The sequence below is a fragment of the Streptomyces sp. NPDC045846 genome (assembly GCF_056431605.1).
This window is the reverse complement of sequence record NZ_JBWKKJ010000021.1, coordinates 26,564-38,896: the sequence shown is the minus strand read 5'-3', so window position 1 is coordinate 38,896 and position 12,333 is coordinate 26,564. Positions and strand designations below refer to the sequence as shown.

Annotated in this window: 8 protein-coding genes and 4 tRNA genes; 7 read left to right on the top strand and 5 right to left on the bottom strand. The window is 72.5% G+C overall.

Translation table 11 applies throughout. The features are described 5' to 3' along the window. Positions 1–8: 8 nt before the first annotated feature. The 4 genes from AC07F3_RS37675 to AC07F3_RS37660 form a co-directional block, all read right to left on the bottom strand. Positions 9–85 (bottom strand) — tRNA-Phe (locus AC07F3_RS37675). A gap of 26 nt (positions 86–111) precedes the next feature. Further along, positions 112–186, bottom strand: a tRNA-Asp gene (locus AC07F3_RS37670). Positions 187–225: 39 nt separating this feature from the next. After that, positions 226–298 (bottom strand) — tRNA-Glu (locus AC07F3_RS37665). A gap of 92 nt (positions 299–390) precedes the next feature. Next, positions 391–1,800: a metallophosphoesterase family protein gene (locus tag AC07F3_RS37660; RefSeq protein ID WP_479119324.1), complete on the bottom strand. Its 1,410-nt coding sequence runs from the start codon at positions 1,798–1,800 to the stop codon at positions 391–393. A 68-nt stretch (positions 1,801–1,868) separates the two neighbouring features. On the opposite strand from AC07F3_RS37660, the gene AC07F3_RS37655 reads away from it, so the two are divergent. From AC07F3_RS37655 to AC07F3_RS37630, 6 genes are all read left to right on the top strand, one after another. Beyond that, positions 1,869–2,219, top strand: a complete 351-nt coding sequence (locus AC07F3_RS37655) for a metallopeptidase family protein (RefSeq protein ID WP_388972199.1) — start codon at positions 1,869–1,871, stop codon at positions 2,217–2,219. A gap of 163 nt (positions 2,220–2,382) precedes the next feature. Continuing rightward, entirely contained in the window at positions 2,383–2,925 is a 543-nt protein-coding gene (locus tag AC07F3_RS37650; protein WP_479119322.1) for a hypothetical protein, read from the top strand. Between the two features lie 198 nt (positions 2,926–3,123). Continuing rightward, positions 3,124–5,382 carry a DEAD/DEAH box helicase gene (locus AC07F3_RS37645; RefSeq protein ID WP_479119321.1) on the top strand — a complete coding sequence of 753 codons (2,259 nt, stop codon included), beginning with the start codon at positions 3,124–3,126 and terminating at the stop codon, positions 5,380–5,382. A gap of 238 nt (positions 5,383–5,620) precedes the next feature. Next, positions 5,621–8,656 carry an FG-GAP-like repeat-containing protein gene (locus AC07F3_RS37640; RefSeq protein ID WP_479119319.1) on the top strand — a complete coding sequence of 1,012 codons (3,036 nt, stop codon included), beginning with the start codon at positions 5,621–5,623 and terminating at the stop codon, positions 8,654–8,656. Positions 8,657–8,748: 92 nt separating this feature from the next. Beyond that, entirely contained in the window at positions 8,749–10,269 is a 1,521-nt protein-coding gene (locus tag AC07F3_RS37635) for an amino acid permease (protein WP_479119317.1), read from the top strand. Positions 10,270–10,412: 143 nt separating this feature from the next. Then, positions 10,413–10,485, top strand: a tRNA-Lys gene (locus AC07F3_RS37630). A gap of 152 nt (positions 10,486–10,637) precedes the next feature. Here AC07F3_RS37630 and AC07F3_RS37625 read toward each other — a convergent pair. Continuing rightward, a complete protein-coding gene (locus AC07F3_RS37625; RefSeq protein WP_479119316.1) occupies positions 10,638–11,153 on the bottom strand; it encodes an HAD domain-containing protein in 516 nt (171 codons plus the stop codon). Between the two features lie 101 nt (positions 11,154–11,254). Here AC07F3_RS37625 and trpD point away from each other — a divergent pair, with 101 nt between their 5' ends. Continuing rightward, positions 11,255–12,316 (top strand): anthranilate phosphoribosyltransferase, encoded by a 1,062-nt coding sequence (gene trpD / locus AC07F3_RS37620; RefSeq protein ID WP_479119315.1) that lies wholly within the window; start codon positions 11,255–11,257, stop codon positions 12,314–12,316. The last annotated feature ends 17 nt before the right edge of the window (positions 12,317–12,333 follow it).

Sequence of the window (12,333 nt, the reverse complement as noted above, 5' to 3'; positions counted from 1 at the left end):
CCTTCGGGTGGTGGCTGGGGCCGGGGTCGAACCGGCGACCTATCGCTTTTCAGGCGATCGCTCGTACCAACTGAGCTACCCAGCCACGTAGTCCACCGAAGTGAACTACAGCGGTCCTGACGGGATTTGAACCCGCGGCCTCCACCTTGACAGGGTGGCGAGCACTCCAAACTGCTCCACAGGACCAAGCTTTGTGCGAGAACAAGTCTCGCACAGGATTGTGCGTGCCCCCAACGGGATTCGAACCCGTGCTACCGCCTTGAAAGGGCGGCGTCCTGGGCCACTAGACGATGAGGGCTAATTGGCCCGCCTGGGCGCTTCGCAGCGCGTCGGGGACGTGAGAAGCATATGGGATGCGGGGAGGTATCGCCAAAACGGTTTCCCGGGAGGTCACCGGGGGGTGGGCAGATGGCGGCTCACCTCGGCCGTGGTCAGGCCCAGGCCGCCCAGCGTCACCTCGTCCCAGGCCTGGAGGCGGCGGGTGGTGCTGTCGAGGTAGAGCACCGAGGCGCGGACCTGCTCCGGGTCCTTGTTCTGGAGGGCGCGCAGGCCGCCGCCGCCCGTGGAGCCCTCCACCTTCAGGCGGGTGCCGAGCTTCATGACCTCCGTCTCGCGGCGGTGCAGGTGCCCGGCCAGGACCAGCGGGACCGTGCCGTCGGTCTCCCGCGCCGCCGCCGGCTCGTGGGTGACCGCGATGTCGGCCGGGGTGCCCGCGCGGCTCTGGGCGCGCAGGGCGGCGGCGAGCCGGCCCCCGGCCGCGCGTTCGGCGCCGTCGGGGTCGGTGTCCGCCGTCGAGCGGTCCGGGGTGAACTCCGGGTCGCCGATCCCCGCGATGCGTACGCCCGCGATCGTGACGGCCTGCCCGTCGTCCAGGACGTGCGCCCCCTTGAGCCCGGCCACATAGCGCTGGGTCGCCGTCGAGTCATGGTTGCCGCGCACCCAGACGTAGGGGGCGCCCAGGTCGGGGATCGCGTCCAGGAAGCGGTTCTCGGCGGTACTGCCGTGGTCCATGGTGTCGCCGGAGTCGATGATCACGTCGATCCGGTACTGGGTGACCAGCGAGGCGATGATGTGCCACGCGGCCGGGTTGAGGTGGATGTCCGAGACGTGCAGCACGCGCAGGGTGGCCGGGTCCGGCTGGTAGGCGGGGAGGGTGGAGGCGGCGTCGTACAGCTTGGTGACGTTGGTGACGAGCTTCGCCAACTCCTCCTGGTAGACGCCGAATTCGGTCACGATCGAGCGCGCGTTGCCCACCACCTGCGGGGCCGAGGTGAGCAGGCCCGAGTACTTCGGCTCCATGACCGACTCGGGGTTCCAGGTGGCGTACGCCGAGAGGCCGCACGCGGCGAGCAGGGTGAGCGAGAGCCCGCCGGCGGCCAGGGCGCGGCGCGGGCGGCGGTAGACGGCGAGGCCGAGCGCGGTCGCGCCCGAGACGACCGCCACGCACGAGCGCAGGGCCACGTCCCGGGCGCCCTGGCCGACGTCGCGGGCGATCTCCTGCTGGAGCCCGGAGATCCGCTCGGGGTGGCTGACCAGGGCCTGGGCGCGTTCCGGGTCGAGCCGGTCCACATCGACGTCCAGGCGGAGCGGCGCCAGGTGCGAGCGGAGTTCGAGGGCGCCGAGCGGCGACACGTTGATCTTGGTGCCGCCGGTCAGGGAGGGACGCAGGGTCATGGTGGTGTCCATGGGGCCCACGGGGGTGCGGACGTTGCCGACGACCAGGAGCCCGAGCCACGCGCCGACCAGCACGACGCAGCACAGGCCCGCCGCCCGGGCCAGGGCCTGGCGGGATACGGACATGGCTCGCATTGGGGCCGTATGCCCTTTTCGGCGCGCCCGTATGCCGGAGCGTGCCCGACAATGGCCGGGTGCTGGAGATGACGCGCGAGGAGTTCGAGGAACTGGTCGGCGAGGCGCTGGACCGGATCCCGCCGGAGCTGACGCGGCTGATGGACAACGTGGCGGTGTTCGTCGAGGACGAGCCCCCGGCGGACGACCCCGAGCTGCTCGGCCTCTACGAGGGAACCCCGCTCACCGACCGCGGCGAGTGGTACGCGGGGGTGCTGCCCGACCGGATCACCATCTTTCGCGGCCCCACGCTGCGGATGTGCGCCACCCGCGAGGAAGTCGTCGCCGAGACGGAGGTGACGGTGGTTCACGAGATCGCCCACCACTTCGGCATCGACGACGAACGGCTGCACGCGCTCGGGTACGGCTGAGACCCCGGGGGCTGCCGATGGGGGCGGGTGCGGCCGCCCGGCCCTCTGGTCGCGCTCGGACGGATGTCGGGCGCAAGCCGGGTGCGGCCCGGGCGTGTCCCCGGCGGGGGGCCGGGAGTTGGAACGTACGACCCCATCGCTCTCCCGTCCCGGAGGTGCCCCCGTGCGCCAGTTGACCACCCCTGCCCGCCTGGCCGAGCTGGCCGTGACCGTCCTGGTGCTCACGGCGTCGGCGGGCTGTATGAGCGTGAGCGACAACGAGAGCGGCCCCAAGCCCTCGGCGTCCGGCGGGCGGCACGGCGAGGCGGCCAGGCCGGAGGAGGGCAAGGGCGGAGCAGGCGCGGGCAAGGGGCGTACCGGCAAGCACGACGCGAAGACGGCCGGCGGGCCGTCCGGTGCGGCCGGCCCCAGCGGGTCGCCCGGGGCCGCGGCCGCGGCCGCCCCCTCGGCGGGCGGCAATCCGAAGCCCGGCGGCCCGGGGCCCGCCAAACCCTCGCGGGGCGGCGCCTCGCAGCCGGCCCCGCCGGCCAGCCACCCCGCGCCCAGCCCGCCGCCCGCCTCGCCGTCGCCGAGCCCGGCGCCGCCGACCCCGGCGCCCTCGCCGTCCACGACCCCGGGGGCCGACACGCACAACAGCGCGCTGCGCCGGAACCAGCCTCCGCTTCAGTCGGAGCCCAGCGCATCACCGCAGGTCGGACCGGTTTAGGGGGACTCGGTTTGCCTTAGGGGGGTGGGGGTGCGTATGGTAGTAGATCGTTTGATCCCATTGCCCGGCGCCGACACAGAAGAGCGCCGTGTGGCGCGTACTCTCCCTAGCCGTGGCTGACCGCATTGAGGCGGTCGAATTGCGAATTCACGGAGTTGACGGGCGCGTGCCGAGACTCCGGAAGGTTTCGCATTTCGCATGTCCATTTCCAGCACTGATCACTCCGTCCTGCCCGAGAACGAGAACAACGACTCGATCGAGCCCCGTGAGAACGACGTCGTCGAGGCCGTAGCGGCCTCCGACGTCATCGAGGTCGTCGAGATCGTCGAGTCCGAGGCGGACGAGAACACCGAGCCGACCGTCACCTTCGCGGACCTCGGTCTGCCCGAGGGCGTCGTGCGCAAGCTCGCCCAGAACGGGGTGACCACCCCCTTCCCGATCCAGGCCGCGACCATCCCGGACGCCCTGGCCGGCAAGGACATCCTCGGCCGTGGCCGCACCGGCTCCGGCAAGACCCTCTCCTTCGGTCTGCCCACCCTGGCCGCGCTGGCCGGCGGGCACACCGAGAAGAAGAAGCCCCGCGCGATCATCCTCACGCCGACGCGTGAGCTCGCGATGCAGGTCGCGGACGCCCTCCAGCCGTACGGCGACGTGCTCGGCCTGAAGATGAAGGTCGTCTGCGGCGGTACGTCGATGAGCAACCAGATCTACGCCCTGGAGCGCGGCGTCGACGTCCTCGTCGCCACCCCGGGCCGTCTGCGCGACCTCATCAACCGCGGCGCCTGCTCGCTCGCCAACGTCCAGGTCGCCGTCCTCGACGAGGCCGACCAGATGTCCGACCTGGGCTTCCTGCCCGAGGTCACCGAGCTGCTCGACCAGATCCCCGGCGGCGGCCAGCGCATGCTCTTCTCCGCCACGATGGAGAACGAGATCTCCACCCTGGTCAAGCGCTACCTGACGAACCCCGTCACGCACGAGGTCGACAGCGCGCAGGGCAACGTCTCGACCATGACCCACCACGTCCTCGTCGTGAAGCCGAAGGACAAGGCGCCGGTCACGGCCGCCATCGCCGCCCGCAAGGGCCGCACGATCATCTTCGTCCGCACCCAGCTGGGCGCGGACCGCATCGCCGAGCAGCTGTGCGAGTCGGGCGTGAAGGCCGACGCGCTGCACGGCGGCATGACGCAGGGTGCCCGCACCCGCGTCCTGGAGGACTTCAAGAAGGGCTACGTCAACGCCCTGGTCGCCACCGATGTCGCCGCGCGCGGCATCCACGTCGACGGCATCGACCTGGTCCTCAACGTGGACCCGGCCGGTGACCACAAGGACTACCTGCACCGCTCGGGCCGTACCGCCCGTGCCGGCAAGTCCGGTGTCGTCGTCTCGCTGTCGCTGCCGCACCAGCGCCGCCAGATCTTCCGGCTGATGGAGGACGCGGGCGTCGACGCCTCGCGCCACATCATCCAGAGCGCCGGCGCGTTCGACCCGGAGGTCGCCGAGATCACCGGCGCCCGTTCGCTGACCGAGGTCCAGGCCGACTCCGCGAACAACTCGGCCAAGCAGGCCGAGCGCGAGGTCGCCGACCTCACCCAGCAGCTGGAGCGCCTGACCCGGCGTGCCGCCGAGCTGCGCGAGGAGGCCGACCGCCTGGTGGCCCGCGCCGCCCGCGAGCGCGGTGAGGACCCGGAGGCCGCCGTCGCCGAGGTCGTCGCCGAAGCCGAGGCCGAGGTCGCGGCTGCTGCCGCCGCCGCTGCCATGCCGGCCCAGCAGGAGTCCCGCGAGGACCGCGGTGGCTTCCAGCGCCGCGACGACCGGGGCAACTTCGACCGCCGCGACAACCGCGGTGGCGACCGTGGTGGTGACCGTGGCGGAGACCGTGGCTTCAACCGCGACCGCCGCGACGACCGTCCCTCCGGTGGCTTCCGCCGTGACGACCGCCCCTCGGGTGGCTTCCGTCGCGACGACCGCCCCTCCGGTGGCTTCCGCCGTGACGACCGCCCCTCCGGTGGTTTCCGTCGCGACGACCGCCCCTCCGGTGGTTTCAACCGTGACGACCGTGGTGGCGACCGTGGCGGCTTCCGCCGTGACGACCGTCCGTCCGGTGGTTTCCGCCGTGACGACCGCCCCTCCGGTGGTTTCAACCGCGATGACCGTGGTGGCGACCGTGGCGGCTTCCGCCGTGACGACCGTCCCTCGGGTGGTTTCCGTCGCGACGACCGTCCCTCGGGTGGTTTCAACCGTGACGACCGCGGTGGCGACCGTGGCGGCTTCAACCGCGGTGGCAGCGACCGTCCGTTCAACCGCGACCGCCGCGACGACCGTCCCTCGGGCGGCGGCTTCCGCTCCGGCCACGACCGCCCCTACGGCCGCCGTGACGACCACCGCGGTTCTGGCTCCAACACCGGTTCCTTCGGCGGCCGCCGCGACGACAAGCCCCGCTGGAAGCGCAACGGCTGACGCCTTTGCCTGACGGCTCATCAGGGCCCGTACGACACCCTCCGGGTGTGGTGCGGGCCCTGCTGTTTGTCCTGGGAGATTCCTGTGGGCCTGCTGTTAGGGTCGGCGCACACTTCGCACGGGGGGCAGGGCCGGGGGGCTTGGGCTTCACACTGAGCACGACACGCGTCGGCGTGCCGCGCTTCCCCGTGCGCCACTGAGGGCGGGGCCCGTCGGGGCCGCTGGGGAGGAACCGGAATTGAGACAGCACATGCGGATGCGGGGTGCGGTCGCGGTGTCCGCGGCCGTCGTCGGGATGGCGACGGGCTTGGTGCCGCTGACGGGGGGAGCGGCGTACGCGGACTCCGCTCCGGGGGAGGTGACGATTCCGGCGGTGCACCAGCCCGACCCGAACGCGGGCCTCCTGGTCGGCGGCGGGGCGACGGGCTACCTGTGGGGTCAGGCGGGTGACGGCTACAACTGGACCTCTTACGCCGACGGATCCGTCACGCCGGTGCCCGTCCCGGAGGGGCTGCGGGTAGCAGAGCCGACGGGCGGGGACACCGTCGTCTTCTGGGGACCCGGTGCGCACACGGTCGTCCAGCGCAACATGAAGGACGGCTCGGAACGGACCCTCACGCTCAGCCCGGGGCAGTCGTTCGCCGCCGCGTTCGGCGACTCCGTTCTGACGTATGCGGGCGCCGTGGGCCTGCACGTGCTGACCTGGGACGGCGCCGAGGTCCAGGACCGCGCCGTGACCGGTGTGCCCGACGGTACCAACGTCCTGCAGACGGGAGGCGCGCAGAACAGGGACGGCGTGCTCATCTACACGTCGATGCGAGACCCGTCGACGCCGAGCGGTGAGAAGCGGACCATGCTCTGGGTCGACAGGTCCGGCCAGGCGCGGACGACCGCGGTGCCGTTCTCCAGCAGCACGCCCATGAACGGTGACCGGTTCGCCTCGTGGTGGGGCACGACCCCACGCGTCCGGGTGTGGAGTGCCGCCGATCTGTCGAAGCCGGTCGCCGAGGTGACGGTCAACCGTACGGGTGCGCGGCTGGTGGGCGTGGTGGGGGACAGACTGCTCCTGGCCAGGTACGTCGGGCCGGGCAACCAGGGCATCTTCGCGGTGCCGTTGACCGGCGGCGCCGAACAGCTCGTGCTCGACAAGGCGGGGTGGAATGCGGCGTTCACGCCCGACGGGAGCATGCTGATCGCGCGGGCCGCCGACGACGGCGCCGGTTCCGAGGTGGTATCGGTGCGGCAGAGCGCCGACGGCGCGCTCACCGTGACGAAGACGGGCGCGGCCCCGCAGATCCGTACCGCTGTCACCGGAATCTCCCTCGGGCAGGGAAGGCTGAGCACGGTCGAGCAGAAGCCCTGGAACGATACGGGGCTGCGCGGCATCGACCTCACTGTCGGCGGACCGCTGAAGGCAGGCGAGCGGGTGGACCGGGGCGCCAGTACCAACCTCTTCCGCGACTGCGACACGCTCTGGTGCGCGGACATCCAGTCCACAGGCGACGGCAGACTCGCCTTCCAGGGGATCAACGGCGACGGCCTCAGTGCCCTCGGCGAGGGTGAGTCGCTGCCCCGTACGACGTCCAGTCCGGTGGCCACTTACCAGCAGCCCGGCTCGCCCTTCGAGGCCTCCGGAAGGTACGGAGTCGCCCGGGTCGCGGGGCTGCCCTCGCGAGTCGAGGTCTTCGACCTGGACACATGGCAGCCGGTCTACACCGGCAAGGCCGACACGGTGGTGGGCCAGCAGGCCTACGCCCTGAACGGCTCCACCCTCTGGCTGGAGACCGGCACCGGCTCCGCCGAGGCCGTCGACGTGCGCACCGGGAAGACCCTCGCCACCGCCAAGGTGAGCGACTGCGACCTCACCTCGCTCCAGGCCAACGGCACCAACCTCCTGTGGGAGTGCGGGAGTTCGAGCTCCGGGGTGTACGACACCGCCGCCAGGCGGAACGTCGCGCTGCCCGCGCACCAGAGCGCCCGGCTCGGCGACGGGTACGTGGCGTGGCAGCAGGGCGGCGTGCTGAGCGTCACCGATGTGCGGGGCGCCTCGGGCACCCGCGCGCTGGGCACGCCCAAGCGGTCCGAGCCGGGCAAGGGCTGGGCCGTGGACCGGTTCGGCGGGCCGGTCGCGTACGCGGACGCCGAGGACACCGTCCACGTCGTCCCGAGCGGCGTCCCCACCTCGCCGCTGAGCGCGCTCGACACGGAGACACCCGCCCGCGTGGAGCTCAACTCCAGCTCCTGGCGGCCCCGTTGGTGGCTCAGCAAGCCCGCCGCCTCCTGGCAGCTCGCCCTCAGGAACGGCGCGGGCGCGACCGTCCGCACCCTGACCGGCGGTGAGACGCGCGGCCTGGTGCTGCCCGAGTGGGACGGGAAGGCCGACGGTGGGCAGTACGCCCCCAACGGCGCCTACACCTGGACCCTGACCGTGACCCCGGCCGACGGACAGGGCCCGGCCCTCACCAGGACCGGAACGGTCGGCCTGACCGGCGGCGCTCCCGTCGCGCGGGACTTCGTCGGCGCGGGCGGCCCCGACGGCCGCGCCGACCTCCTCGCGCTGACTCCGTCCGGCCGCTTCGACCTGCGGACCGGACCCGGTGTCGCCGGCGAGGCGCAGGCCCAGGGCGAGGGCTGGACCGGGGCGAACGCGCTGACCGCGGCGATCCCGTACCGGGACGTGAACGGCGACCGGTGCAACGACGTCCTGGTGCGGATGGCGAGCGGCGAGCTGCGGGCGTACACCCCCGAGTGCGGGGCCCCGCTGAGGCCCTCGACCGCGTACCGCGGCCTGGGCAAGGGCTGGGACGCGTACGACACCCTGGTCTCGCCCGGCGACGTGGACGGCGACGGCCGCGCCGACCTGGTGGCCCGCACGCCGGGCGGTGACCTGTACGTCTACTCCGACAACGGCACCCTGGGCTTCAAGGACCCGGTCAAGGCGGGCTGGGGCTGGGGCGGGCTCCTGGTCGTCGGCGCGGGCGACCTGACCGGCGACGGCAGGGGCGACCTGCTGGCCCGGGACGCGGCCGGTGTCCTGTGGACGTACCCCGGCAACGGCACGGGCGGCTTCGGCGACCGGATCCGGCTCGGCGCCGGCTGGGGCGGCTTCGACGCCCTGGTGGGCGCGGGCGACCTGGACGGCGACGGCAGGCCCGACCTGCTGGCCCGCGAGCAGAACGGCACGCTCTGGCTCTACCCGGGCGCGGGCAACGGTGCCTTCGGCGAGCGGAAGCTGCTCGGCGGGGGCTGGAACATGTACAAGTCGCTCTATTAGCGGCCACGTTGGGCGGGTAGGCGATCGGATCTGGTCATTCCTTGGTCCGGCTGATGGCATGTCAGGACCCCGGTGCGGGCATCACCGGGGGCATGACAAGTGACGTCGGCACCACCAGCGAGGGCGCCCCCGAGGGGGCCCCGGGGTCGGACGAGGAACGCCTGGCCCAGTTGGGCTACAAGCAGGTCCTGGCCCGCCGCATGTCGGCCTTCTCCAACTACGCCGTCTCGTTCACGATCATCTCGGTGCTCTCCGGCTGCCTGACGATGTACGCGTACGGCATGAAGACCGGCGGCCCGGCGCTCATCACGTGGGGCTGGGTCGTGGTCGGCCTGATGACGCTGGTCGTCGGGCTCGCGATGGCCGAGATCTGCTCGGCCTATCCCACCTCGGCCGGCCTCTACTTCTGGGCCCACCGCCTCGCCCCGCCCCGCCAGGCCGCGGCGTGGGCGTGGTTCACGGGCTGGTTCAACGTGCTGGGCCAGATCGCGGTGACGGCGGGCGTCGACTTCGGCGCGGCGTCCTTCCTCGGGGCGTACCTGAACCTCCAGTTCGGCTTCGAGGTCACCGCGGCCCGTACGATCCTGCTGTTCGCGGCGATCCTGCTGCTCCACGGCCTCCTGAACACCTTCGGGGTGCGCATCGTCGCGTTCCTCAACAGCGTGAGCGTGTGGTGGCACGTCCTTGGCGTGGTGGCGATCGTGGCCGCGCTGGCCCTCGTCCCCGGTAAGCACCAGTCCACCTCGTTCGTCTTCACCCGCTTCGTGAACGAGACCGGCTTCACGAACAGCGCGTACGTGGTCCTGATCGGCCTGCTGATGGCGCAGTACACCTTCACCGGGTACGACGCCTCCGCGCACATGACGGAGGAGACCCACGACGCCTCCACGGCGGGCCCGCGCGGCATCGTCCGCTCCATCTGGACGTCCTGGATAGCGGGCTTCGTCCTCCTCCTCGGCTTCACGTACGCGATCGGTTCGTACGACACCCAGCTGAACTCGGACACCGGCGCGCCGCCCGCCCAGATCCTCCTGGACTCCCTCGGCGAGGCCGGCGGCAAGCTGCTCCTGCTCGTGGTGATCGGCGCCCAGCTGTTCTGCGGAATGGCCTCGGTGACCGCCAACTCCCGCATGATCTACGCCTTTTCACGCGACGGCGCGCTGCCCTTCTCGCGGCTCTGGCACACGGTGAGCCCCCGTACCCGCACGCCGGTCGCGGCGGTGTGGCTCGCGGCGGGAGCGGCCCTTGTCCTGGGCCTGCCCTACCTGATCAACGTGACGGCGTACGCGGCCGTGACCTCGATCGCGGTGATCGGCCTCTACATCGCGTACGTGATCCCGACCCTGCTGCGCCTGTTCCGCGGGGACTCCTTCGCCCGGGGCCCCTGGCACCTGGGCCGCTGGTCGCGCCCGATCGGCGTCGTGGCGGTTGCCTGGGTGGCGGTCATCACAGTCCTGTTCATGCTGCCGCAGGTGTCCCCGGTGACGTGGGAGACCTTCAACTACGCCCCGATCGCGGTCCTCGCCGTCCTGGGCTTCGCGACGGTGTGGTGGCTGGCGTCCGCCCGGCACTGGTTCCTGCGGCCCACGGACTCGGCCCGGCCGCGGGAGTAGCGCCGCGCCCGGGGGATTCGACCCGCTGTGTCCACCCCGCGAGCGGCGGGACGACCCCTGCCCCCGACCCGCGACGGCCCCGACAGCCGATACCCGATCGGCTGCCGGGCGGCGTCGGGCTATGCTCGGGGGTGACTCGCCAAGGGCCATTAGCTCAATTGGCAGAGCAGCGGACTTTTAATCCGTTGGTTGTCGGTTCGAGTCCGACATGGCCTACCGGTCGGCGCGGCGGAGACGCCTCTTCTGACCTGGTGATTCCTCGGCCCGACCGGATGACTCCGGTCGGGCCGAAGCCGTTTCGGCCCGTCGCGGCCCGGGCGCGTACCGACGTGGCCCCGCCGGGCGGGGGCGATCACCGTGTCCGCGCCTCACCCTGTGCCGCGCAGCCACTCCTCGATCGTCGTGAAGTCCGCGTCGGTGAGGCCCCGGCGGGGGTCGACGCGGTGGAGCAGGGTTCGGGCCCCGGTGTGGGCGGACACCCAGGTGCGGTCGATCTCCGTGATCTCGTCGTCGATCCAGATGAACGGGCGCCCGGCCGCGTGGGCGAGCACGGCGCGGGTCTTCCAGTGCAGGCCCGCCCGTTCGGCCCCTTCGTCCCCGTCCGACGGTTCGGGCCAGTCGAGGACCGGCAGCTCGGGGAGGCCGAGCCGGGGTGCGACGCACTCGTTCGCGTCGGCCATCCATGTGGTGGCCCACACGAGGTCGCAGGAGCGGGAGAGCGCGGCCAGGCGGGGCCCGTACTTCGGATTCAGCCTGTTCAGGAGGGGGTTGGCGGTCTCGGGGCCCGGCGTTCCGTAGGTCGCGTGTCCGTCCGGGCCGCCGAACGGGATGAGTGGGCCGTCGACGTCGAGGAAGAGGAGCGGGTGCTGGGACGGGGCGGTCATGGGCGCACGATAGGGGAGGCTTCCTCGCTGCGGTGGTCGGTAGGGTGCGGGAACACGCTCGGCCTCCTCGCCGCGGCCGGGCCCGCATCCGAGGGAGCCCCGTGACCGATTCCGACCGCTCCTGGCGGCGCCTGCTGGCCGCACTCCTCAGGGGCGAGGACCTCGGCGCCGACGACACCCGCTGGGCCATGCGCCAGGTGATGGACGACGGGGCCGAACCGGCGCAGCTCGCCGGGTTCCTGGTGGCGCTGCGGGCCAAGGGCGAGTGTGCCGAGGAGGTTCACGGGCTGCTCGACGCGTTGATGGAGCGGGTCGTTCCGCTGGACGTGGACGGGTCCGCGGTCGTGGACATCGTCGGAACCGGCGGCGACGGCACGCACACCGTGAACGTGTCCACCATGGCGGCCGTTGTCGTCGCCGGGGCCGGGGTGCCGGTGGTCAAGCACGGCGGGCGGTCCGTGTCCAGCAAGGCTGGGGCCGCCGACGTGCTGGAGGCGCTCGGGCTGCCGCTGAACCTGACCCCGGACGCCGTGGCGCGCTGCGTCCGCGAGAACGGCATCGCCTTCACCTTCGCGCCCCGCTTCCACCACGGGCTGCGTCACGCCGGGCCGGTCAGGAAGTCACTCGGCGTGCCGACGGTCATCAACTACCTTGCCCCGCTGACCAATCCGGCCCGCCCGGCCACCGCCGTCGTCGGCTGTTCCAACACGGCGCTCGCCCCGGTCCTCGCGGACGTCCTCGCGGCGCGCGGGGCCTGCGCGCTGGTGGTGTGCGGCGGTGACGGGCTCGACGAGATCACCACGGCGGCGCCCACCGACGTGTGGATCGCGGCGGGCAAGCGGGTGCGCCAGGAGCGTCTGGACACGGCCGACTTCGGGCTTCCGCGCTGCCCGCCGGACGCGCTGCGCGGCGGTGACGCGGCCTACAACGCGCGTGCCGTGCACCGCGTCATGAACGGCGAAGAGGGGCCGGTGCGCGACGCCGTGCTGGCCAACGCCGCGGGAGCGCTGGCCGCGTACCGGGGACTGGAGGAGCGCGAGCTGCGCGACGCGTTCGGCGAGGCCCTCGACGAGGCCCGGCACGCGATCGACTCCGGCGCGGCCGCCCGCACCCTCGCCCGCTGGCTCGACCTGGCCCGGAGCCTCGCGCCGACCACCGGCTGACCAGGGCCCGAGCGCCG